The organism is Bdellovibrio sp. MYbb2 (genome assembly GCF_056175685.1).
Map to the genome: position 1 here is coordinate 622943 of NZ_JBJKJI010000002.1, position 23680 is coordinate 646622.

A 23680-nucleotide genomic window follows, 5' to 3' on the forward strand; every position below is an offset into this window, starting at 1 on the left:
TGATTGCTGACTAGATAACGGAAACTTTACTGTGTAGCAATAAAAAAAGGCCCCCCTACTCAGGAGGCCTCAGAGATTTAGTGAATTTTCTTACCGATCAAGGCCGCGCGGGCTGCCGCCAGTCTGGCGATAGGAACACGGAACGGAGAGCAGGACACGTAATCCAGGCCCACCTTGTGGAAGAACTCGATGGATTCAGGGTCACCACCGTGCTCACCGCACACGCCGACTTTCAAGTCAGGCTTCGTGCGACGGCCCAGGTCCACACCCATTTTCACCAAAGAACCCACACCCACCTGATCAATGGACATGAACGGATCTTTCGGCAGAATTCCATGAGACACGTAAGTGCCCAGGAAGCGACCGGAGTCATCACGGGACAAGCCCAAAGTCGTCTGAGTCAAATCGTTCGTACCAAAGCTGAAGAAGTCCGCGTGTTCTGCAATGGCGTCCGCTGTGATCGCAGCTCTTGGAAGCTCAATCATCGTGCCCACTGTGTATTCAAACTTCACGTTCTTTTCAGATTGAACCTTGTTCACTTCAGCCACAGCCTGACCGCGCAAAGTGTCCAGTTCCTTGTCTGTCGCCACCAGCGGGATCATGATTTCCGGCGCCAGGGTTTTGCCTTCAGCCATCAACTGAGCCGCAGCTTCCGCGATTGCACGAACCTGCATCTGGTAAATTTCAGGATAAGTGATCGCCAGACGACAGCCACGGTGACCCAGCATCGGATTAAATTCGTGCAGGGATTTTACTTTAGAGCGCAGGCGCTCATAGTCCGTGTTCAGACGTTTTGCCAATTCCTTGGTTTCTTCATCCGTGTGCGGAACGAACTCATGCAGAGGCGGATCCAGCAAACGGATCGTCACTGGCAGGCCGTCCATGATTTTGAACAACTGATAGAAGTCTTCACGCTGCATCGGCAAAAGTTTCGCCAAAGCTTTTTCACGGTCCATTTTGTTGTCAGCAATGATCATTTCACGAACCGCATCGATGCGGTCTGCGCCGAAGAACATGTGCTCGGTACGGCAAAGGCCGATACCTTCCGCGCCGAAGTTGCGCGCCGTTTGCGCGTCTTTCGGGGTGTCGGCATTGGTGCGAACTTTCAGTTTGCGGATGCCGTCAGCGATTTTCATGATGCGTTCGAAGTTGCCATCCAGTTTTGGCTCGATGGTTTTAACTTCGCCCAGATAAACTTCACCCGTGGAACCGTCCAAAGTGATCACGTCGCCCTTTTTCAGAACGTACCCTTTCACTTTCATGGTTTCATTGCGATAATCGACTTCGATGTCACCGCAACCAGCCACGCAGCATTTGCCCATACCACGCGCCACAACGGCCGCGTGAGAAGTCATACCACCACGAGTTGTCAGGATACCCTGTGCTGCGACCATGCCGGCGATGTCTTCCGGAGATGTTTCAATGCGCACCAGAATGACTTTCTTGCCTTGCTCTTTCCATTCAACCGCTTCTTCAGATGTGAAGACGATCTGACCGTTCACCCCGCCCGGAGACGCTGGCAAACCTTTGGCCAAAGTGGTCTTCGCCGCTTTTGGATCCAAAGTCGGATGCAGAAGCTGATCCAAAGAAGAAGGATCCAGACGCAGGATCGCTTCATCCTGCGTGATCAACTTTTCATCGATCATGTCGCAGGCAATTTTCAATGCTGCCGCTGCGGTTCTTTTACCGTTGCGGGTTTGCAGCATCCACAAAACACCGCGTTCGATAGTGAACTCGATGTCCTGCATGTCACGATAGTGAGCTTCCAGTTTTTTATAAATATCAACCAGCTGGCCGTAAGCCTTTGGCAAAGCTTCTTCCAAGGACAACACACCCGCGGCTGCCGCGGCGATCTTGGTAATCGGCTGCGGAGTACGGATACCCGCCACCACGTCTTCACCCTGAGCATTGATCAGGAATTCGCCGTAGAAGGCTTTTTCACCCGTGGACGGATTGCGCGTGAACGCCACACCCGTTGCAGAGTCATCACCCATGTTTCCGAAGACCATGGATTGAACGTTCACTGCCGTACCCCAGGCAGCAGGGATCGAATGCAATTCACGGTAAGTGATCGCACGCGGAGTGTTCCAGGAATGGAAAACCGCAGAAATCGCGCCCCACAACTGTTCCCAAGGATCTGCCGGGAAGGACTGACCGGTCATCTGATGAACCAGGTCTTTGAATTTTTTCACCAGAAGCTTCAGGTCATCGACCGTCATTTCGGTGTCAAGTTTGTAGTGTTTTTCCTCTTTCAGGTCTTCCAGAGTCACTTCCAGAAGTGAAGAGTTCATCCCCATCACCACATCAGAATACATCTGAATGAAACGACGGTAAGAGTCCCATGCAAAGCGTGGATTGCTAGAGGACTTCGCCAAACCTTCAACGGTCTGATCATTCAAGCCCAGATTCAGGATCGTGTCCATCATGCCCGGCATGGAAGCGCGAGCCCCGGAGCGAACAGACACCAGCAGAGGATCGTTCACATCACCGAATTTTTTGCCAATCTTGGATTCCACTTTGTTCATGGATTCCTGCACCGCTGGGCGAACCCAGTCAGGCAGCTTGCCACCGGCTTCATAGAAGTGAGCGCAGATCTCAGTGGAGATCGTGAAGCCCGGAGGAACCGGAATGCCCAAAGAGGTCATTTCGGCCAGGTTGGCGCCTTTACCACCCAGAATGTTCTTCATCCCCGCATTGCCTTCGGATTCACCGGCAGCAAAGAAGTAGACGAACTTCTGTGGTACAGCTGTTTTGGATGTTTGTTTGTCAGAGTTTACATTCTGGTGCATTAGTCTCCCCCACCGGAAAAGTAAAATTAGTTGTCCTAGCTAGTAGACATAGAACATCCCTAAGCCCTTAATATCAATGAAATTTTGGGAGCCAGTATGCTCTGAGTTATAGAGCTTCCATTCCACCCCCGGGAGGGTGTTCCACGGGCCTCTGCCCCCCTTTTAAAAACCACCCGTTTATCGAGCACTTAGGAGTTTTTACAGGAAGCCCTTCCCGACCAAATCCTAACGGGCCTTTCCCAGGGGCCTGTGCTAGAAAATCGCGCATCCCAAAAATCCAAGGAGAAATTCATGAAAAAGGCCGTTCTTGCCCTGTCAGTTCTGTTGTCTGTAAGCACTTCTTTTGCTCAAAACTGCACTGTAGAAGAAGCTCAAGGTATCGCCCTGGTTTCCTCTGTAGAACCTCTGAATGCGACCCAGTGCCTGGTTCAAATCTCTGGCATCAAAATGTTCAGTCCGGCTTACAACTGCCCTCTGTCCTTGGATGAAGTTCTGGTTTCCGGCGTGATCACAGAATGTTCCCGCGTGCGCGCCAACGGCCGTATCGACGGTATCTTCTACCGCGACAACTCCAAAAATGACTCCAACATCTATTTGTACTAATCCAGCCCCGCCGGGCAGAGCTGAAGGGGCGACAGCCCCCGCAAGCTGAAGCATTAGGTATTCCTAAAAAGCATATTAACTTTGATTCTATGCACTTCACGCCAACGAATCAGCTTGATAGGAATACCCTCGAAATCGAAACACACGGAGAGACTATGAAACACCAGATCCTGGCTTTAGCCCTGACTTTGACTTCCGCATCTGCATTTGCGGCACCACAATCCTATTCCCTGCCTGCTTTGAAAGAGCTTTGCGCAATGGACGCCGGCAATGAGGATGAATTCGCCTTTGAAAAGGCCTTCAGCGATGTCAGCGAATATGAAATCGACGAAGTTGAATCTATCAGCGACAAAGACCTGGCCATGGTGAACGCTCATCTAGTGGACCACGAATACACCGCGAAACCTTTGACCTTGGCAGAGATCAAAGCTTTGTTCGGTCCTGGTGGTGATGAGAACTACAACGATCTGTATGTGATCACTTTCAAATCCAAAGCCACCGGCCGCGTTTACACTCACGTGAAAACCTACCCTGGCGACAATCCATACGGATTGATCATGGATAACAAAACTTTGAAGCCCACGGCTCACAATGGTGACGGCAGCATCGTGCTTTTGACCAACAACGGTTCTTACAGCTGCTGGGAACTGGACAAATAAGCTCACTGAGCTTGTGATATGATGGAAATAAAAAAAGGGAGTGCGATGCACTCCCTTTTTAATTTCAAGCAGCTTCAGCTCTGCCCCTTTCGGGCTATTGATTAAAGGTCTTCAACTTGGCTGCGATGTATGCGTTCAACTGAGTGATCGCCACGCGCTCTTGAGTCATCTTGTCACGGTGACGAACGGTCACCGCCTGATCATTGATGGTGTCAAAGTCCACAGTCACGCAGAACGGTGTGCCGATCTCGTCCTGACGGCGGTAACGTTTACCGATGGATTGGGATTCGTCGTAGTTCACGTCGAAGTCTTCAGCCAATTGGTCACGCAGTTTTTCAGAAATAGAGCTCAGTTCTTCTTTCTTGGACAAAGGCAGAACCGCCACTTTGAATGGAGCGATTTCCGGGTGCAGACCCATCACCACGCGAACGTCCTCTTTACCCGCTTCGTCTGTCGTTACTTCCTCACGGTAAGCATCACACAGGAATGCCAGGAACAGGCGATCACAACCCACGGCTGTTTCGATCACGTAAGGGATGTATTTCTTTTTGTTCGGCTCGTCGAAGTACTCCAGGTTTTTACCGGAGAATTTCATGTGCTGGGACAAATCGAAGTCTGAACGGTTGTGGATACCTTCCAGTTCAGAGAAGCCCATTGGGAACTTGAATTCCACGTCCACAGCCGCTTTCGCATAGTGCGCCAGCTTGTCGTGATCTTTGAATTTCAAATTTTCTGGCTTGATACCGAACTTGATATAGAAGTTCCAGCGACGCTCTTTCCATTCTTTGAAGAATTGTTCGTCAGTGCCTGGCTCCACGAAATATTGCATTTCCATCTGTTCGAATTCACGGGTGCGGAAGATGAAGTTTCCTGGCGTGATTTCGTTACGGAAAGACTTACCAATCGCTGCGATACCAAATGGAATTTTATAACGGGATGCCTGCTGACAGTTCTGGAAATTCACGAAGTGACCTTGCGCTGTTTCCGGACGCAGATAAACCACGCTGCCCGTGTCTTCCAAAGGACCCATGTGAGTTTTGAACATCAGGTTGAAGGATCTTTCTTCAGAAAGATTCTTGCTGCCGCAGTTCGGGCATTTCTTTTCATTGATATAGGAATCCGTGTTATCGGCGCGGAAGCGTGTTTTACACTCTTTACAGTCCACCAATGGATCCGAGAAGCCATCGACGTGACCGGAAGCTTTCCACACCATTGGGTGCATCAGAATCGCTGCATCCAAACCCACGATGTCAGACCTGCGGGTCATGGCATTCCACCACGCACGCTTCACATTCAGTTTCATCAAAGAGCCCAGAGGACCGTAATCCCAGCAACTTCCCAGACCGCCATAGATCTCACTGGATTGGAATACAAAACCACGACGTTTGCTGAGGCTCACAAGAGTGTTTAGGTCCTCAAGATGCTTAATTTTCATGCAGGGCTCCAAGTTTAGAAAAAGGGACGAAGTCCCGGTGCTTATCGTTACACTTGGGTCCAGAACCAGTCAAGAATTAGGGGTCTCGCCTTGCCTGAGGGCGGGTCCTCAGACAAGCTATTCCTATGCAGTGCATCCGAAAATGGTTCCTCATTCCATTCTTGCTCCTTTTGATTCCACAAGCTCACTCCGAGTCTGTGTCCAAATTTGTGACAAAAGAAGAAAAAATCCGTGAAGAGATGATCGTGATTTCCCGCGAACTGGGTGTGACCTGCAATGCCTGCCACAATGTTCAGAACTTCAAGGCTGATGACAAAAAGGCCTTCAAAGTCGGCAAAGAGCATATGAAATTGACTCAGATGCTTCGCGAAAATGGCATGGACGGCAAGAAGAGCGCCAAAGCCACGTGCTATATGTGCCATCGTGGCAAACTGATGCCCGACTTCAAAGAGCCTGCTAACGCGAAAGCTTTCTAGAAATTCCCGATTTTTCACAAAAAAGACCCTGGGGTGTGAACCTCACCCCCTTTCTTTTCGTCTAAACTGACATGCCTTAATGTCCCCGCATTGACTCCGTCGCCAATTGGGGAAAAATGTATTGTGCGAAAGGACCACTATGAACCTGATTGACCTCTCGATTCGACGCCCGGTGTTTGCATGGGTTCTCATGTTTGCCCTGATTGTTTTCGGTGCCATCTGCATGAACCGCATGGGTATCTCACAACTGCCGGACGTGGACTTCCCTATCGTCAGCGTTTCTGTGGACTACGAAGGGGCCGCCCCTGAAATCGTCGAAGCCGAGCTGCTGGATCCTATCGAGGAACGCCTGCTCGCCATCGAGGGTATCAAGGAAATGCGCTCGTCCGCCCGTCAGGGTTCCGGTTCGGTCACTTTGGAATTCGACATCAACCGCAACGTCGACGTTGTTTTGCAGGAAGTGCAAACCGCACTAAGTCGTATGCGCTGGCCACCGGGCGTGGATCCGGCAACCATTCGAAAACAGAATCCCGAAGAAGATCCCATCATCATTCTGTCTGTGTACGGCGAAGCCCCGCTTCGCGACATGATCAACTGGACTGAAAACTACCTGCTGGATCAGGTGCGCTTCCTGGAAGGCGTGGGCGAGGTCAGCATCGGCGGATTCAGTCAGCGCAACCTGCGTATCTGGGTTGATACCAAGAAACTGTCCGGGCTTTATCTGACTTTGACCGATGTCGTTGACGCTATCAGCACGCAGCATCTTGAAAGTGCGGCGGGTCAGTTCACCGAAGGCGAGCGCGAACTGCGCGTGCGGTGGCTGGGCGAAGCCACCAACGTGAACGATGTCGCCAATATCCAGATTCTGCGCCGGGGCGGTCAGCGCATTCATGATCGCGAGATCTTTATCCGCGATGTTGCCCGTGTCGAAGACGGTCTGTCAGACGTCCGCCGTATGGCGCGGGTGGATGGGCGTGAGGCCGTTTCCATCATCGTGCGCAAGCAGCGCGGCACCAACGAAGTGACCGTTGCCGACACCGTCCGTGAAAAACTGGACAGCATCAAAGACACTTTCCCTAAAGGTTTCGATTTCCGTGTGAACGTCGACTTTACCCGCCCGACTGATGCCACTGTGAAATTGACCATCGAAAAATTGTGGGTGGCAGCATTGATCACCATCCTGATCTGCTTCCTGTTCCTGGGAAGCATCTCGGCCGCGGTCAATATTCTTTTCTCGATTCCGACGTCCATTGTGGGGACCTTCGTCATCCTGTACTTCTCGGGGTTCACCCTGAATTTGTTCACCCTGCTGGCGTTGACGCTTTCCATTTCCATCGTGGTGGATGATGCGATCATGCTGCTGGAAAATATCGTGCGCCACTATCGTATGGGAAAACCGTCAGCCAAAGCGGCTTCGGACGGATCCAAAGAAGTTCTTCCGGCTGCGGTCGCGGCCACCCTGGCGGTCATTGCCGTGTTCCTGCCTGTTGTGTTCATGGATGGCATCATCGGGAAGTTCTTCTTCCAATTTGGTGTGACCATGAGTGCTGCGGTGTCTTTGTCCCTGCTTGAGGCTGTCACCATCACGCCGATGCGTGCTGCGGCCCTGTTGTCCAGCGAACCGAAGGTTTCCAAACTGGAACACTGGCTGGATGAACTGTTTGAAAAGTTCGCGCATTCCTATCAAAAGGTGCTGCACGGAACTTTGCGCTACAAGTACGTGGTGGTGATCGGATCGCTGGTGTTCTTTGTCGTGTCCCTGTTCCTGGTGGCCAAAGTCCGTCAGGAATTTGTTCCGGCCCAGGACCAGGACTTTATTATCATCAACGCGCAGATGCCTCCGGGCACCTCGTTGGAAAAAACCAGTCGTGAAGCCGAAAAAATCGAAGCCATCCTGAAACAGGATGCCTCGGTGGAAGGCTTTGTCGTTTCTGTCGGCGGTGGCGGCGGCGGATCCAACGTCAATCAGGTCTTCCTGCCCGTAGCCTTAAAAGCCCGCGCTGACCGTCAGCAGGGACACCTTGAAATCATGAACAAATGGCGTGCTGAATTCCGCAAGCTGAAAGACATGCGCGTTTCGATGCGTGACATTTCCGCGCGCAACCTGTCTTCAGGCCGTCAGAATCCTGTGGCGATCAATCTGCGGGGACCGGATCTGAATGTGCTGTTTGAAAAATCTCAGGAGCTGATGGAGCGTCTGGAAAAAGAAAATCTGGCGGTGGATCTGGATTCAGATTTCCGCAAAGGAATCCCGGAACTGGTTCTGACCCCGGACCGCAAAGCCATGGCCGCGCGCGGGGTCTCTGTCCAGGATGTCGGCCGCATTCTGTCGGCCGGTGTCGGTGGTTTGCGCGAAGGCCGCTACACGGCCGATGGTCGCCGCTATGACATCCGTTTCAAATTCCTGGAAGATCAAATCCAGCAGCCGGATGATTTCAAAAAACTTTACGTGCGCAATAACTTCGGAAACCTGATCCCGCTTTCTCAGCTGGTCAAAATCGAAGAACAAGCGGCCATTCAGGGCATCAGCCGTGTAAACCGTCAGCGTGCTATTTCCGTCTTCGGAAATCTGGCCCCAGGGCAATCGCAGGCGGCCGTTCTGGAGCGCGCCAGCGCCATCGCCAAGGAAATTCTGCCGACGGGTTATTCCTTTGCTCTGGAAGGGGCATCTGCCGGATTCGCTGACTCGTTTAAGAGTCTTTATTCTGCGATGCTGGTGGGCATCCTGGTGGCGTATTTGATTCTGGCGGTGCAGTTCAATTCATTCATCCATCCGGTGTCAGTCCTGGTCGCGCTGCCATTCAGCGTGACCGGAGCCCTCGTGGCGCTTTGGGCGTTTGACGTGTCCTTGAATCTGTTCAGTTTCATCGGTTTGATTGTGTTAATGGGTATTGCCAAAAAGAACTCGATCCTGCTGGTTGAATTTACCAATCAGGTTCGCTATCACGGCGAAAAGGATATTGCAAAAGCCCTGCTTGAAGCCTGCCCGATTCGCTTGCGCCCGATCCTGATGACTTCTGTCGCCACTGTCGCGGCAGCCTTGCCGCTGGTGATCGGCCATGGCATCGGTTCTGAAACCCGTGTGCCAATGGGTCTGTCGATCATTGGTGGTACGATCGTTTCAACACTGCTGACCTTGTTTGTGGTACCGGCTTTGTATTTGATGCTTTCCCCGCTTGAAAGCAAAAAGAAAGAGGTCGAACTGTGAAGCTGATCAAGCAGACAAGAAGAACCGCCTACTTTGTGGCAGGCTGGATCTTTCTGGGGTTGGGATTTATCGGCATCTTTTTGCCGCTGCTTCCGACAACCCCGTTTCTGCTGTTGACCGCTTACTGTTTCGCGCGAAGCTCTATCCGCTGGCACAAATGGCTCTTGGCGCAACCCCACATGGGGCCGTTAATCTTGGACTGGCAAAAGCATGGAGTGATTCGCACGCGCGCAAAACTGATGGCCACGGGGCTGATGGTTCCGCTGGTTTCTCTGTCGTTGTTCTTTGGTAATGTTCCCATTTACGCAAAAATGTCCGCGGCTGTTGTGTGTTCCTGCGTGCTGGTCTTCATCTGGACAAGGCCTTCTCACAAAAAGCCGAACGGTCTCAGATGAGTACGCGTTCATAAGTTTTACAGGCGAAAAACCCGAATCCTCATTGTGCAAAGCAGCCACCTGGACAACTCGTTGACAGTCGAAAAAGCCTCTTAATTTTTTCTCAAGATTACAGCTAACCCCCTGTTCCTCCACTGAAAACCCGCCGAAGAGTTTTATTCAGGGGGAATTTGAATGCTTAAACTTACGCACTTGTACAAACTGGCAGCGATATGCGTTGGCTCAATTCTGTTGTTTGCTTATCAGAACTTTACTCCCAGCAATTTGAATTCAGGGGTCTGCAGTCAGGCTAAAATAAATGAGATTCTGACGCCCGCCACAGCGGCCTCCAGCGCTGTGCTTGTGGACTGCTCTGCCAAACTGCCCAAGGGACAAATCATTTCCAAAAGACTTCAGTTCCGCGGGACTCAAGCTTCAGGGGTCACCTTTGACTGTAATGGCAGCACTTTGAATGAGGCCGGTGTGAATGCCGGCAAAGACATGATTGCGGTTTTCTCGCGTAAAATTCAGAAAAATGGTGCTAGCGCGTGGGAACGTCCTTCGAATGTGACCATTAAAAACTGTTCTGTCCTGGGATCAGTTCGCATCTATGGAATGGCCACCAATGGTGAAGGCGCTGACTTGCGCGCTTCTTCTATTTCTGAAGGCCACACCGAGCGCGCCCAGGCTGCCGCCCCGACTCGTATCGTGTTGGATCGAGTGAAAATTCAGGGAAGTACGCGCATTCCATTATATATTTCTCCGGGTGTAACTTACACTCGCCTGACCAATTCAAACATTGGTGGTTCTTCAAACAGCGTGGCGATCTATCTGGATGCGGAAAGCGCGCACAACCTGATTCAGAACAACTCCATTCACACCGACACAGCAAAGCGCGAACTTATTGCGGTGGATGGATCTGCCAACAACCGCATCATTGGCAACAGGCTGTCAGCTTTGGATAACGGAGGCATTTACCTTTACCGCAACTGCGGTGAAGGCGGCACCGTTCGCCACCAAACCCCGAGCGGCAATCACATTATCAATAATATTTTCTATTATAAGAAATATGATGGTAAAGACCCGGCCGTGTGGGTCGCGTCCCGCAATGGCAATCGCAACTATTGCAACGCGGATAACGGCTATAACTTCGGAAGCAGCGCCGACAATAACGACCTGGCCCGCAAAAACGTGATTGCCCAGAATCAATTCTATAAATTCCAGCCAGAGAAAATCGTGCGTCTGAACGATTCCCCGAACTATCTGCTGGCCAATGAAACTGTTTCCGCCGACATCAAACGGGCCTCCGGGTGCTATCTGAATGCCGCGTTCCCGTCAGCGCTTCTGCAACACGGACAGTCCACACAGCAATTCATGGTCAGTGGGGCCGTGGTCTGCAAAGAAACGAAATACACCTGTACCGACGGTGTGCTTTCCACCTCCAAGGCCACATGCCAAGGGGTCAGCGTCAAAACCAAGCCGTTTGACTGTCAGGTTTCTGGCAATAATTCCGGCTGCGGAGGAACCGTGCGCTGTGATTCAGGGCAAAGAATCATCGGTGTTCGTGCCGCCTGCAATCTTGAAGCGGGTCGTGTGCCAGCTTCTTACATCAATGGTGTGGGGCTTAACGCCGTCGCTGTCCAAAGAGCCTCGGACAAAGTTTCTGATGGCCGCTGTCAGATCGACAACGTGGTTCTAAGCTCTGGCAGCGCCTCGGTAAAGGCCTCTGTCGGATCGACTTATCTGAACTATTCCTGCCGCGAATACGATAAAAACGGAGGCGACTGCCACGTCATCGGCCAGGTGCTTTGCCAGTAGTTTTCTTTGTACCCCAATGTGGTCTCATTTTTGTACGCAAAATTGGGAACACATTGAGGTACGGGAACCTCACTCCCCGCTTCTCAATAGTTCTGCTGAGGGTAAAACTGGGTTCCATGAATGTGATTATCAAGCGCAAAGTAGAAACCCAGGATCAGCGTTTCCTGGAAGAAGAAAAACTCCGCACAACCCTTGAAGACATTGTTAAAAGTGTGGTCTCGGAACCAAGTGATATTGCCGTGGCCTTTGCCCGTGGGGATAAAACCACCGTCTATAAAGTGCTGTGTTTGCAGCGAAATATCGGGCAAATTTTAGGCAGCAAAGGGCGCACCATTCAAAGCATTCGTAACATCGTCACGGCTGCAGCGGCAACTCGAGGCTTCCGCGCGATCGTGGAGCTTCCGTATTTTCCCTGAACTAAACTAGTCGCCACCCGTCTGGTTACAAGTCAGTACCAACCTTTTGATTGTCTGAAACACCTCCAGACTCAGGCCTGCTTGGGATGCGTCATATGTTCCGTATCCCCCTTTGGGGGTTTCAAAAAAGAATCCCGCTTCCCCGGTGGTGCAAAGGGCATTTTGGATCTCATAATCCGTAGGACCGTCGCGCATCTTTGATTTCATGAAAGAAACCCGTCCCGTGGTGGGACTGTTAAAATGGAAATAGATTTTAGTTGTTCCGGTATCAGTCTGATCACAGTTATTTACGGTCGCATATCCACTGCGACACCATGGGATTGTCACAGCAAGAACCGGCGGGATGGTAGGCGCCGTCCATTCAACAGTTCCCGGGACCCCAGCAGGGCCTGGCTGCCCTGTTTTACCCTGGAAGGCGACAATATTCACACATCCGTTGCTGTCTGCCGTGGTGTTGGCACCATCGCCGTTGGCCACCGTCTTTCCGAGGCCGATAAAATATTTGTTCTTCTTCGCACAGTTCAGAACTGGCGACTGACTGGCAGAACCTGCAGCACGCGACCGCGGCAGGATATTATAGGCCGCCATATTAAATTTTTCAGGACCGGCGTATTTAAATTCAATGGCAAAGCGCTCATCCGGCGTAACACAACTTGCCGGCACCGAGCAGTGCACCGACCATCGAATCCGGGCCTGGAATACACAGTTACCGGCAGCCCCTGCATAGTCGTTGCAGACTTTTCCATCCACCGTAAAACCCATTTTGTCGTTGGCGGGATCGGTCAACTTGGAACCGTCAAGATTGTACAGAGCCACATCGGCCGTGGTTCCGTTAGCACATGTGGCCGGATAAGATTCAAGACAAGACATGGCGGGATTCATCGTCTTGGTGATATCCCACGCGTTCTGATCACTGATGGTCTGAATCAGCTGATTTCGCAAAGACCGAAACGCTGTCTTTTTCGAAATGGACGACATTTGAGTTTGCAAAGTGGTGTGCATGACCAGAGCCGAACTGGCAATGGTCGCCAGGATACCCACAGCAACCAAAACTTCAACAACGCTAAAGCCTTGTTCGTTTTTCATCCTGCCCCCTATTTCGGACAACTGGCGTTTGTACCGGCAACCCCTGCAGGGCCGTCCACTCCCGCAGGCCCTTGGAAGGCCACATAAGGAACACATCCATCAGGATCCGCGGTGTGCCCATTAAAGGTGTTGTTCTTTCCGATAAAAATCATTCCTAAGTTCGCACAAGCAAGAATGGGGGAAATGGCCCCGCCAAAGCTGCCACGGCTTTGTTCGCTGACTTCGTAGTTTGCGGGATTGAATGGAAACTTCTTTTCCTTGCTTAAAGGCTTGTACTCGAATGAAACACTGACATATTCACTGCGTGAACTGCAATTGCCACTGTGGCAAACCGCCCGCCATCCGACCACAGCGCGCAGGGGGCACTGATCATTCCCCGCCGCGCTGAAGGCATTGCATGGTGTTCCGTTTAAACGATATCCCGACGTGGGATTTGCCGAATCATAAATAACCTGCCCGCCCCCGTCATACAGAACAATCGGACTGCGATCGGATGAACCCGGTTTGCAAAAGTTCTGCGTGTCGCTGATACAATTCATCACGCCATTATTAGTGCGTGTCTGGCTCCAGGCCGTGTCAGAGGCAATTGCTGAAATCAATGAATCGCGGATTTCGATGACATTATTTTTAAACAGAATTTCTTCCTGGGTGTTCTGCTGTTTCAGAATCATTGTTGTCACAGCAAGGGTCATGATGCTTGAAATCGCCCCCACCATAAGAGTGCTGACCAGGCTGGATCCGGCATTGTCACTGGCAAGTCTTCGAAGGCGATTCAATAGATGTTTTGTCATATAAGTATTATCGGAAATTTCCTCTTCATAGATGACTCAAGAAACTAAAGATTTTAGCTATTTGCTCCCGCATGCTGAAAATGAGTGCAAACCGTTGCTCTCATCTTCCACATTATGAGCAGACCTCGTAAGGCCTGATCCCATTACCGTCTTTCTGTGGTATCTTGCCCCTGCAAAAGACGGATGTCCCCTTTCAATCTTTCATTTTCTTTTTCGACTTTCGCGGCTCGCTCTTCCAATGCCAAAAGTCTTTCCGTCAGTGCCGCGAGCTTACGATCCTGACTTTGTTGCTGGCTTTCCACTGCGATCGTGCGGGCGTAAAGCTGTCTTACCGCCTCGATCACGGGACCAATCAACTTGGAATACGCCACGGACTTAAAGCCATCACCCGATGTCGTCACCGCCTCGGGGAAGACCTGTTCCACCTCTTGCGCGATCACCCCGATGTCGTGAATCTGATCGTGACTGGTTGGCTGTCTGACATCTTTGCGCCAGTCAAACTCCACCCCGCGAAGTTGCCGAATCTTATCCAGCGGATTTTCGATATTTTTAATATTTTCTTTCAAACGTCGATCCGAACTGGTGTTCCAAGCCGTGGCAATGGCAGAACCATTCACCGTCAGAAGCTGCGTCGGAGCTGTTGTTCCGATCCCCACGTATCCATTTTTATAGACCGCCAATGCAGGTGTACTAATGTTAGAATTCCAGGCCATACCGATATATTCACCGTCGGGATTAATGCCGATGGTTGCCTGTCGTCCGACGCTGGAACTGTTACGCCCGTAGAAGTTCATTTCAACATTCACTGAATTATCTATACTATGAACAGCCAAACGATGAGTGGGGTTTGTGGTGCCAATCCCGACATTGCCATTTGATTTGATGGTCATGCGTTCTGCACGAGCAGCACCATTGGTCGCAGACGTCACAAATCCAATTCTTTGCGGAGCCACCCCCGTGGAAACGGCACCGTCAGTGATGAAATCAATAGAAGCTGTCCCTTGTTGAGTAGCTCCGTCAAAAATGGCTCCCAGAACGCTCAGTACCTGATCATTCACCTCAGGCACCAATGGCGTCGCCAAAGTTCCGCGCACGCGCACACCCTTAAAGACCGGGCGCACGGTGGCACTGCTGCCCGCAACTGTGATCGCGCTGCCGGCGGCAACCCCTTCAAAGGACATCAGGTGGTGATCACTGGAATTAAGCAGGGACGCGTTGACAGTATTCCCATCAGATATGTGGAACTTCGCGACAGGCGCAACCGTTCCGAAACCGACTTTCCCGTCATTTTTAATAGTGAGGAAATTAGTCGTACCAGTAGCCTGATTGCTTCCATCCAGAATCGCGGCGGCATTGTTACTGTGATTGGTGGTTGCCAGACGCTGGATCACGAAGGCGTCTGATCCTCCCATGCCCCCCATATAAGGCCGACCGGCGAACCATTCGTTCTGCCCGCCCGAATCATGCATGAAGACGCCCAGCCCTCGGGCGTTGCTAGTGTTCTTGGCTTTCAATACCAAGGCGGCATTAATTAAGTTGCTGCCATCGCCTTCCACCGTCAACTGGGTTGCTCCAGTCGAAGAAACTTCCAGTTGTGAAGTTGGGGTGTTTGTTCCGATGCCGACTTTACCATCAGGTTCAATGCGCATTCTTTCCAAAGGTGTGAACGCACTTCCGGCGGTCAAGCCCCCCGTGGTCAGGAACGACAGTACTCCGGTTTGTCCCATACTAATAATTGATGATGCTGGAGATTTAGCAACCCATGCTGTGCCCGTGCTGGCAGCACCTTGAGATAAAGTGGCTCCCCCAGAGTTGGTCGCAGACATGTAAAGACCTGTATCGCCCGCAGCAGATATATGGAACTTCGATCCATTGCTTGATGTATCCAGAATATCCAACATGTAGTTCGGGCTGTTTGTGCCAATACCAACTTTCCCCTGATTGTCGATTCGAATGCGCTCTGCGCCCCCCGTTGAAGCTGCCATATTATTTTCCGCAGGACGATACCATCCGGTATCGGTGTCCCCCGTAAAACCGTACGTAGGTGATCCCGCCGTTCCGTTGCTGGTGGAAATAGAAGCGCCGCCTGTAGTTGGTGAAACCAAGCCTGCAGAACTGAAATCAAAAATCTTTACGCCACCTGTGGCGACACTGATCAGGTTGTTGGAAGAAGTGTTGTAAAATCCAGTATCCGGGTCACCACTGAATGTGACTGAAGGGGCCGCATTGGTCCCTGCTCCCATCGAACTGGTGGTTGCTGTGAAAGGACCTTCAAACATCGTCGCTTTAATAGTGCCATCCACATCCAGTTTCGCCGTGGGAGAAGTTTTACCAATACCCACATCGCCATTGTTTTTCAGCGTCATCACGGTGCCGACACTGGTTCCGAAAAAGATGTCATAGTCTGGCTGATATGCCAAAAGGGCCACTGATTTCGCTGTACTGGATCCATCGCCCAGGTACCAGGCATTGGTTCCTGCCGAATCTTTGGCGCGGATATAAGAAGAAAAGGCCACTTCCGTAACCAGAGCCTTGCTGTCCCGAAGGACAAGGGTTTCTCCGCCAGGATTTGAATTGGCAACATCCAATTTTGCGGTGGGAACACTTGTGCCTATTCCCACGTTACCCGTTTTATCCACAATCATGCGTGGCAAAGCGGCCGTCGATCCCGTGGGTGTGGTATAGAAAGACAAACTTGCCGGTGCGGAAGTTGTCGTTACATCTTCATCCATAAAGCCGACAATCCCGGCAGCTTTAGTGGAGCCTTCGGTGGTATTTTCACGACTTCCAAACCACAGCGAGCCGATGAAGCCTTCAGACCCCGGCCCTACTCCATTAGATTCGATGATGATCGAAGCCTCGTTCCCAAACGCCAAAGGAACGGTTGCCTGGTCAATGGATGCCACATGCAAATTACCCTGTGGCAGATTGGTCCCCATCCCGATTTTGCCATCGTGGGCGATCGCAAGACGATTCACCGCCGCAGTGGTTCCGTTTTTGGTTGTTGAAAATCTCAGTTCACTGCCCGTCCCTGTCGCGCTCCAATTTTCTGTCGAATAAGACAGCATTGTTGCAGAACTTTTTTGAATGTTGCTTTCGGCTGTTCCAGCCGTCATCCAGCCACCAAACCGCACATCTCCAAGGCGGGTTCCAGAAACAACAGGCACCGGACTGTTGTATGTCCCCATGCTCTTCGCAAACTCAAGATAAGGACCTGATGCCACGTTTTCATGGCGACGCATATGAATCCCCGTCGATCCATTTTCCATGCCGACAAAGATTTTTCCAGTGTACAAAGACTGCGCCGGAACATCAGGAGGAATACTGCCCCCGAAAACACCGCTGCCGTTCACATGCAGCGTCCCCTCTGGAACAGCCTGTCCTACACCAACATTGCCACCGGCATAGTTGATTCCACCAGTCACGGCGGCCCAGAAACTGTCCAGATCCGTGATCTGACTTTTGGTGATCACAATATCCACGCAGGTCAAACTGTCTGTCGCAGAATTGAACGTCAAAGTCTGCTTAGCTGAACAATTCGCCGGCAGCATCTGCGTTCCGGTCACCTGCGAACGCAAGTCCTGCATGGTAATATAGCTTGGAACAAGGCTTCCGCCCTGGTACCGAAAGACCTGACCGTTGGCGGTCGGAGTCGCCGACACCGGTACGCCCTTGATCTTATCAACAGTATTTGCAGCCGTGGTTCCACTGACGTCACCGGACAATGCACTAGCTCCGCCAGAGGTCGCTTCGTCAGCACAAGCCCAGGTACCGGAAGTCTTTTTAATGATCTTTCCATCACCACAGACCAGCGCCGCCAACTGCGACAGGTTTGCCGGCACAGAGGTCAGTTTGGAATAAGGCAAACTGGTGATCGCAGTTTCCGGAATCGCTGTCAGGCCGGTGCCGTCCGTGGGATCAAAAGGCACAAAGCTGCTTCCGTTCCACTTGACGGAACCACCACTGACCGAAGTGATTTTCGTGATAAAGTCTTCAAGACGGCTTTGCGTGAGTGTTGCGGAAGTTTGGATAAAATCATCTTTGGTCTTACCATCCAAAGATTCCGAATTGATGGCATAAGCCATCGAACGCATATTAAAATCAGCAACAACCGGGATGGAGTCCACCCATAGACTCAGACGAAACTTTCGGCCGTTGTTGGATGGATCCGGATTATAGCTGGTGACTGAGTTGCTGACGCTGCCGTCACTGTTCAAACAAACCAATCCCGCCGGTTTCGTGGGACCATGAGTGATGGCCTTGGAATTGTCCATGACCTCTTTCATCGTAAAGCCCGGATCGTACCCGCCCACTGTTCCTGTGCCGATGGCAAGATTGACATAACCATTGGAAATATTGATCCCGGTGAATTGTTCTTCCCTTAAGATACAATCGTTTACGGAAAGAATACGGGCATTCACTGTAATCCCTGGACGCGTGGGATATTCACCACTGGGCAGTTTGATCACACCTTGAAAGCTGATGCCCTTGCTTTGCGCAAAAGTTTTCGAAGAAAATCCGACAGAGACCAAGCTCAGCACCAGGCCCAGCAAAGAAAGAACGTGCAAGTTATTCATGAATAGTTCCCTCAATAACAACACCATTGGAAAGAGTTCTTTTCTGAGAAATCTCTCCGAAGGTGCCGATGACGACAGTTCCAGAACCGGTTGTTACAATTTGTCCGTGAGTAAAATCTGATCCGCTCATTCGCTGTGGAATGACGGTAGGAGTCTCGGAAACGATGCTACTGATATTCGCTTCCAAAGAACATGACGACAAAAGCAAAGCCCCTGTCGCCAGCAAAATAATATGAACCAGATTCCTTTTCATTCATTAGGTATCGGCTTTTATTGATGAAAATAAGAGACCTTGGGGTGAAAACTTGACCTGAATAACGCTCCCGAGGGGAAAAGCTGGGAGCGGTTTCACGATCCACATCGTCCTATTGGGCGATTTATGGCTTGTTTAGCACTGCAAATTATCGCATGGGTGCCGGATGTTGCACTGGTGTCATTCGCGGAAACACAATACTGACAAGGTGGGCATACTGAGCAGGTGTCATTCTGCGGACTTCATCTGAAAGAACCACAGCATTAAAATAACGAACTGCTTCGGAAGTCTGAAGTTGGGGGTTATGCAAAGTTGCATCACGATACATCAGCTCGTGCAATATTGCAGCGGCGGCTTCGCTGGGCTCCATCCAAAACCAATGGTCCATCGCAATGATATAGCGACGATCATGCGGGAACTTCGGTGCACGCTGAATCACCAACTGCTTCAGCTCACAACCCTGCGGAATAAAACCAATACCAGTGTCGGGAATATCAATAAGCACGGCTCCATCAACGAATCTGGCTTCATCGTAAAATGAGGCCAACCACTCGGAATACTGTCTCCAACGAGGCTCATCAATTTTCTTCAGACGATTGATCATCTGCTGGGCGATATCGATGGTTTGCACGGAGTTCTTCTGTTCAACCGTAAGGTCCTGTCGTGGCAGGGCCGAAGCTGACGGATACTTGGGTGGCAGCGCATAGCGCTTTTCCGCCTCGTACGAATCATACATCAGATGCAACTGACTGCAGACAATAACGTCACCTCCATTGCCACGATCTGCCCAATCAGTACTGGCAGAAGCCATGTTAGCAAAATGCAGAAGAACCAAGCTAAGGAATAACGCCAATTTATTCATCTCTTCACTCTTGTTACAGGAACCAGTTGAATATTCAAGTTGTAAACTTCCGTCTTTTTATCGCCCGCCATCAGGCGTGCCATTTTCCGGCGGAATTTTCTTATGTGCTCTTTTGCCAGGGCGATCTTGGCAGGGTCTGCGGGAATCGTAATGGATGTAATGTCCCGGAGGTCGATATCATCATTTTGTAAAGATGACATAGCATGCTCCAGAATCTGGCGATGGGATTCGCGCAACACTGTCGAGGGAATGTCGTGGGTTGTGGCCACTTTGCGCTTCAAGCGTTCAATCTTGCCATTTTTTATTTTAATCAGATGCAGACGCTCCATGCGTTCCAGCGCATTTTGAATCTTCATCTCGGATGTCTGAAGCTTTTCGGCCATCCACTTCAAGTCACATTTGTATCCGACAGTTCCCAGGAGCATCAGCAGGGCAAAATGCTCCCAGTCTGCGATCAAAGAAAACTCGTCCTCGCGAAGAATATAGGTGCCCCGGTGACTTCCGGAATTTTCCTTGTTTCGGGAAATCAAATGCAGGAACTTGGCCTTTTCTGCATCGGTCATTTTCAGCGCTTCGATCATGCGCTGACAAATTTGCTTTCCCGGCAATCGCCGTCCGGCCAAAAAGTCGGAAAGCCTTCCGGGCGAAATCCCCAAATCCCGGGCAAACGCTCTTAGTGAATAGCGGGCATTGCGCTTTTTTCGCAAATCCAAAGCCTCATGAAGAAACAAGGCCAAAGACAGCCCTTTTCCCGTTCGTTCCATTTGGATCGCCATAGACATTTCCCCACAGTTCCCATTTTTTTTTGCACTTTTCCCTGATTTGGGAACAGTTAGAAGACCATGACGGGTACCAGGCCATGACTCCCTCGCTTCAGCTCTCGTAGTATTTAAACAATGACAGCGCATCTAGTTTTACGGCAGATTATCCAAAAAAAGCAATCTACTAACACGCGTCTTTCGCTGCGCTGGATTGCAGCCAAAGTCGGAATTTCCTCTGGAAGGCTGTCTGAAATCCTCAATGCGAAGAGGCCGTTAACCGAATACTATGCCGACAAAATCTGCATGGCTTTAAAACTGACTGACGAGGAAACCCGGCAGATCAAAAAAGCCCTCGATACGGCGTACCCCACCGGCCCCACCCTGCCTGATGAGGTTCTGGCGCAAATCACTGATTCTAAACCATTTGCTCTACTTTGCTTTTTTCAGACGAATATTTACGCCGAAACCGCAAAGGCATTTCCCAGTCACGACACACAGCTTACACAGATTTCTCAACTGATGCAGATCCCAGCCCCCGAACTGACCAGTCTATTAAAACTTTTGAACACTCTGCGGGTCATCGAATGGACTCAGCAGCGCTGGACGCTCACTGCGGATTCTGCCCTTAGCTCTTACGACAACCCGAACAAAACGAACCCGCACGGTCACATCAGCGATCTGCAGCTGATACAGAAAACCAGTCAGGGGCTTTCCATCTTCGAACGCGACATCAGCTCGCTGACCCTGACAATGGACCCCAAGCACATCGCCAAGGCAAAAAAAATGATTCGTGATTTCAAACGCGACTTTGCTGAAAGCATGAAGAAGGGCCAGCCCAAGGGTGTCTTTCAGATCAGTATTCAACTTCTGCCCCTGATTGCCGTGAAACGGCACATCGACATTCCAGAGTGAGAATATCTTTCTGAACTGCCCTTGAGTTTGTTCTGACCCGCGCACAAAGCTTGCTCCCTTCTAAAAGAATGAAGGAGTGTGGATGCACTGGCCTCGACTGATTCTCATTTTGGGATTGTTCATTGCTGAGCTGACTCTGGCGCAAAGCCAGCCGTCTGCTTCGGGTCTGGCCTCGTCCGAGGGACTTTTTCATCTGGTCAACGGCACCGACAACTGTCCGTTTGAAATCGAACTGACGGCCGATTGCGACGGCTTTGCACTGGAGCCCTCTTCCCACGGCGTGGCTCACGATTCTGTGCGCTTTTGTCAGATCAACAAGGGCTTTAAGGTTCAGCAGAATCCTGGCCGCAAAGTTTTAAGTGAAACCGTTCATCGCGACAATTACACACGAAAGACTGAAACCACGATCTATATCGACAAGGACAATTCTTTAAGCCTGATGCAGGAAGACACCGTCATTCAGGACGGCCCCAGCAAGTTCCTTTGGGAGCACAGCCGCAACGGTCGCGGCTTCAGCTGTCTGTATTCAAAATAATCTTGTCATTGTAAATCTCTGATCTAAAATCAGACCCATCTTCTTTACCTCACAAAGGATGGGTTCATGCGCGCACAGGTAAAACGAATTGATGGTCACCATTTTAAATTCAATGTTCGTGGCATGGAAGGTGACATCGACGTCACAGGTCCTGATCAAACTCCTCAGGGACCGACTCCGAAAGAAATGCTGCTGGCTGCTTTGTGCTGCTGCACGGGCACTGACGTGATTGATCTGATGGCCAAGTTTCAGGTGCAGTATGATTCTTTCGAGTTGGAAGCCAAAGCTCCCCTGACAGACAAACATCCGAAGATATTTTCGCGCATTGATCTGAGCTATCAGGTGAAGGGTTCTGCTGTGGATGCGACCCAGGTGGCGGAGGCGGCCAAGCGTTCCACCCACCAGTACAGCGGGACGGCGGCGATGCTTTCGAAAGCCTGCCCGATTTTTTATTCAGTGTGGGTGAACGGCGAAAAAGTCGCCGAAGATCAGGTTCAGTTCGCTTAGGCGGACTTGTTCAGAATAGCTTTGTAAGCCGTTTCCAGAAATTCCAGGGATTCTTTGTCGCTGCGGCGAATTGCAGTCTGATAGGCTTCAGTGACCAGCTTCAGCGACGCTCCGGCCGGAACGCCCAAAACCTCGTACGCATCCCAGCTGTGGCCGTTGTAATTAAACATCACATTCAGGCACTTGGTTTTTGCTCCAGATAGATCAGGATGCACCTGAGGGGCCGTAGACTGACGACGCAAAGGCTCAAGACCCGCTTTTTCAGGGGAAGCTGCTTCCATCAGAGGGGGGGCACTGTCTTTCGCATTCAAATTAAGCTTCGTCGGACGACGACCGCCACCTCGAGATACGAGATACCAGAAAATGAAAGCCCCCGCTCCCACTAGGTTCAATGTCAAAAAGTCTTGGCTATTCATCCAAGTTCTATTATTGGTTGTGTGGACAAAATTAGCAAGGAGTCCCATTCATGGCAGCCCCAAATCCTTTCGAAAAGCAGACCGCGATTCCCGGAGTGAAACATATTATCGCCGTAAGTTCCGGTAAGGGTGGCGTGGGTAAAAGTACGGTGGCAACAAACCTTGCCATGGCTTTGGGCAGAAAAGGCGGCAAAGTCGGCCTGCTGGATGCGGATATCTATGGCCCAAGCATTCCTCGTATGTTGGGAACTTTGGCGCAAAAACCTCAGATCAACCCGGACACCAATCAACTGGAACCGGTTGTACGCTACGGCATCAAACTAATGAGCATCGGCTTCCTGGTCGAGGAAGGTGCGGCAGTTGTTTGGCGTGGACCTATGTTGTTCAAAGCGATGGATCAATTCCTGCGCGACGTAAATTGGGGCGAGTTGGATTACTTGGTTGTCGACCTGCCTCCGGGCACGGGTGACATCCAGCTGACTCTGGCACAAAAAGTTCCGGTATCAGGTGCCGTGATGGTTTCCACGCCGCAAAACGTGGCGTTGGTGGATGTGAAAAAAGCAGTCGACATGTTTGCGCGTGTGAACGTGCCATTGCTGGGCATGGTTGAAAACATGGCTTACATGATCAACCCGGCGAACGGCGAAAAAATGCAGCTGTTCCCGAAGGGCGAAATCGATTCCTACGCACAATCCAAAGGCATCAACAAACTGGGTGAAGTTCCCTTCAACCCGTCTGTGGGTCTGGCGTGCGAAGCCGGAATTCCAATCGTTGAAGCCAACAGCAACGGCGCCGAAGCACAAGCCTTCATGAAAATTGCGGATGAAATCCGCGAACTGCTGCCGGTTTAAGCAGCGATTTCTTTTTTATCCGTCTTTTTGAATTTAAAATTTCTGAATTCATCGAAAAGATCCTCCAGTGGAGGATCTTTTTTTTGTTTCAAGTCTGAACAAATCCCCGTCTGTTTTCCCACCGTGATACGCAAATCTGACGTAAATTGAGAATCGAACGTGGTGCTCTTGAAAATCAAACTTTGGTCGAGCTATCCTGATTTTGTTGAAACCACAGGCTCGGGAGACTTACCTCGGGTAAGTGAACGCTAGTAGGGCCAAGCGAAGGAGGACACGGATGAGAGCACATGACCATCACGATGACGAACTGAAGTGAAGACGCGTCACCAGGATTACTACAAAGAGGTTGGG

The 23680-nt window shown here is 50.9% G+C and carries 20 protein-coding genes; 11 read left to right on the forward strand and 9 right to left on the reverse strand.

The features are described from left to right. Positions 1 to 77: 77 nt before the first annotated feature. Positions 78 to 2789 (reverse strand): pyruvate, phosphate dikinase, encoded by a 2712-nt coding sequence (gene ppdK, locus AC04MQ_RS12870; protein ID WP_475392252.1) that lies wholly within the window; start codon positions 2787 to 2789, stop codon positions 78 to 80. A gap of 291 nt (positions 2790 to 3080) precedes the next feature. Here ppdK and AC04MQ_RS12875 point away from each other — a divergent pair, with 291 nt between their 5' ends. Both AC04MQ_RS12875 and AC04MQ_RS12880 read left to right on the forward strand, forming a co-directional pair. Further along, positions 3081 to 3392: a hypothetical protein gene (locus AC04MQ_RS12875; RefSeq protein ID WP_475392253.1), complete on the forward strand. Its 312-nt coding sequence runs from the start codon at positions 3081 to 3083 to the stop codon at positions 3390 to 3392. A 155-nt stretch (positions 3393 to 3547) separates the two neighbouring features. Beyond that, entirely contained in the window at positions 3548 to 4051 is a 504-nt protein-coding gene (locus AC04MQ_RS12880; RefSeq protein WP_475392254.1) for a hypothetical protein, read from the forward strand. 94 nt (positions 4052 to 4145) lie between these two features. On the opposite strand, the gene AC04MQ_RS12885 is transcribed toward AC04MQ_RS12880, so the two are convergent. Further along, entirely contained in the window at positions 4146 to 5486 is a 1341-nt protein-coding gene (locus AC04MQ_RS12885) for a glycine--tRNA ligase (protein ID WP_475392255.1), read from the reverse strand. Positions 5487 to 5683: 197 nt separating this feature from the next. Between AC04MQ_RS12885 and AC04MQ_RS12890 the strand changes: the two genes are divergently transcribed. The 5 genes from AC04MQ_RS12890 (at position 5684) to AC04MQ_RS12910 (ending at position 11778) form a co-directional block, all read left to right on the forward strand. Next, complete coding sequence (locus AC04MQ_RS12890) at positions 5684 to 5962, forward strand: photosynthetic reaction center cytochrome c subunit family protein (RefSeq protein WP_475392256.1); 279 nt, start codon at positions 5684 to 5686, stop codon at positions 5960 to 5962. Positions 5963 to 6101: 139 nt separating this feature from the next. Next, positions 6102 to 9170, forward strand: a complete 3069-nt coding sequence (locus AC04MQ_RS12895) for an efflux RND transporter permease subunit (RefSeq protein WP_475392257.1) — start codon at positions 6102 to 6104, stop codon at positions 9168 to 9170. Further along, on the forward strand, positions 9167 to 9565 hold the full coding sequence (locus AC04MQ_RS12900) for a YbaN family protein (protein WP_475392258.1): 399 nt from the start codon (positions 9167 to 9169) through the stop codon (positions 9563 to 9565). Before AC04MQ_RS12895 ends, AC04MQ_RS12900 begins: the two co-directional genes overlap by 4 nt. A 174-nt stretch (positions 9566 to 9739) precedes the next feature. Continuing rightward, a complete protein-coding gene (locus tag AC04MQ_RS12905; protein WP_475392259.1) occupies positions 9740 to 11362 on the forward strand; it encodes a right-handed parallel beta-helix repeat-containing protein in 1623 nt (540 codons plus the stop codon). 116 nt (positions 11363 to 11478) lie between these two features. Then, positions 11479 to 11778 carry a KH domain-containing protein gene (locus tag AC04MQ_RS12910; protein WP_475392260.1) on the forward strand — a complete coding sequence of 100 codons (300 nt, stop codon included), beginning with the start codon at positions 11479 to 11481 and terminating at the stop codon, positions 11776 to 11778. Positions 11779 to 11784: 6 nt separating this feature from the next. Here AC04MQ_RS12910 and AC04MQ_RS12915 read toward each other — a convergent pair whose 3' ends face one another. From AC04MQ_RS12915 to AC04MQ_RS12940, 6 genes are all read right to left on the reverse strand, one after another. Next, positions 11785 to 12864, reverse strand: a complete 1080-nt coding sequence (locus AC04MQ_RS12915) for a type II secretion system protein (protein WP_475392261.1) — start codon at positions 12862 to 12864, stop codon at positions 11785 to 11787. Positions 12865 to 12872: 8 nt separating this feature from the next. Beyond that, positions 12873 to 13655, reverse strand: coding sequence for a hypothetical protein (locus AC04MQ_RS12920; protein WP_475392262.1), 783 nt, complete (start codon positions 13653 to 13655; stop codon positions 12873 to 12875). 143 nt (positions 13656 to 13798) lie between these two features. Continuing rightward, entirely contained in the window at positions 13799 to 18232 is a 4434-nt protein-coding gene (locus AC04MQ_RS12925) for a tail fiber domain-containing protein (protein WP_475392263.1), read from the reverse strand. Then, positions 18225 to 18485 (reverse strand): hypothetical protein, encoded by a 261-nt coding sequence (locus tag AC04MQ_RS12930; RefSeq protein WP_475392264.1) that lies wholly within the window; start codon positions 18483 to 18485, stop codon positions 18225 to 18227. The genes AC04MQ_RS12925 and AC04MQ_RS12930 overlap by 8 nt, the downstream gene beginning before the upstream one ends. A gap of 148 nt (positions 18486 to 18633) precedes the next feature. Then, complete coding sequence (locus AC04MQ_RS12935; RefSeq protein WP_475392265.1) at positions 18634 to 19347, reverse strand: hypothetical protein; 714 nt, start codon at positions 19345 to 19347, stop codon at positions 18634 to 18636. Then, positions 19344 to 20123 (reverse strand): TIGR02147 family protein, encoded by a 780-nt coding sequence (locus tag AC04MQ_RS12940; protein ID WP_475392266.1) that lies wholly within the window; start codon positions 20121 to 20123, stop codon positions 19344 to 19346. Before AC04MQ_RS12940 ends, AC04MQ_RS12935 begins: the two co-directional genes overlap by 4 nt. A gap of 288 nt (positions 20124 to 20411) precedes the next feature. On the opposite strand from AC04MQ_RS12940, the gene AC04MQ_RS12945 reads away from it, so the two are divergent. From AC04MQ_RS12945 to AC04MQ_RS12955, 3 genes are all read left to right on the forward strand, one after another. Further along, the gene (locus AC04MQ_RS12945) at positions 20412 to 21020 is read left to right on the forward strand and encodes a DUF4423 domain-containing protein (protein WP_475392267.1); all 609 of its coding nucleotides are present in this window, start codon (positions 20412 to 20414) and stop codon (positions 21018 to 21020) included. A gap of 82 nt (positions 21021 to 21102) precedes the next feature. Then, a complete protein-coding gene (locus AC04MQ_RS12950; protein WP_475392268.1) occupies positions 21103 to 21555 on the forward strand; it encodes a hypothetical protein in 453 nt (150 codons plus the stop codon). Between the two features lie 66 nt (positions 21556 to 21621). Then, positions 21622 to 22062: an OsmC family protein gene (locus tag AC04MQ_RS12955; protein ID WP_475392269.1), complete on the forward strand. Its 441-nt coding sequence runs from the start codon at positions 21622 to 21624 to the stop codon at positions 22060 to 22062. Here AC04MQ_RS12955 and AC04MQ_RS12960 read toward each other — a convergent pair. Then, a complete protein-coding gene (locus AC04MQ_RS12960) occupies positions 22059 to 22460 on the reverse strand; it encodes a hypothetical protein (protein WP_475392270.1) in 402 nt (133 codons plus the stop codon). The genes AC04MQ_RS12955 and AC04MQ_RS12960 overlap by 4 nt on opposite strands. Before the next feature lie 68 nt (positions 22461 to 22528). Between AC04MQ_RS12960 and AC04MQ_RS12965 the strand changes: the two genes are divergently transcribed. Beyond that, a complete protein-coding gene (locus AC04MQ_RS12965) occupies positions 22529 to 23329 on the forward strand; it encodes an Mrp/NBP35 family ATP-binding protein (RefSeq protein WP_475392271.1) in 801 nt (266 codons plus the stop codon). The last annotated feature ends 351 nt before the right edge of the window (positions 23330 to 23680 follow it).